This is a genomic window from Streptomyces sp. Q2 (genome assembly GCF_056820935.1).
Map to the genome: position 1 here is coordinate 1 of NZ_JBXEJE010000127.1, position 479 is coordinate 479.

Annotated in this window: 1 protein-coding gene; it reads right to left on the bottom strand. The window is 68.5% G+C overall.

Going from position 1 to position 479, the window contains the following annotated elements:
• Positions 1 to 43 precede the first annotated feature (43 nt).
• Positions 44 to 479: transposase (locus tag ACWBNA_RS47880; protein WP_482710890.1), on the bottom strand; the 436-nt coding region annotated here is incomplete at its 5' end.

Consider the following 479-nt stretch of genomic DNA (forward strand, 5'->3'; position numbering starts at 1 on the left):
TTGAGGGGGCGACCGCAGGTGCTGCAGGTGCCGGTCCAGCACCTCAGCAGGTCTTGGAGTGCGTCGAGGGTCTGGTAGAGGCTCGCGTCGGTGCCTCGACTTTTGGGTCGAGCCTGCGGAGGGTGAGGAATGCCTGCGCGGCGGTGACGAGGGTGACGTGGTGGTGCCAGCCGCGCCAGGTTCGGCCTTCGAAGTGGTCCAGTCCCAGGCCGTGTTTGAGCTCGCGGTAGTCATGTTCGATCCGCCAGCGCATCTTCGCCCACCGCACCAGGTCAGCGACGGGTGTGGTGGCGGGCAGGTTCGATATCCAGTAGTTGGTCGGAGTGTCCTGGCCGTCCGGCCATTCGACCAGGAGGGTCTGGGTGGGCAGGACGCCGTCCCACCGGCTGCGGCCCCCGCCGGATTCCTGAGCGGCGGCCAGGGACTGTTTGCCCGCGGGCCGCACCGTCAGCACCGTGAACCGTGAGGTCATCGCGCCC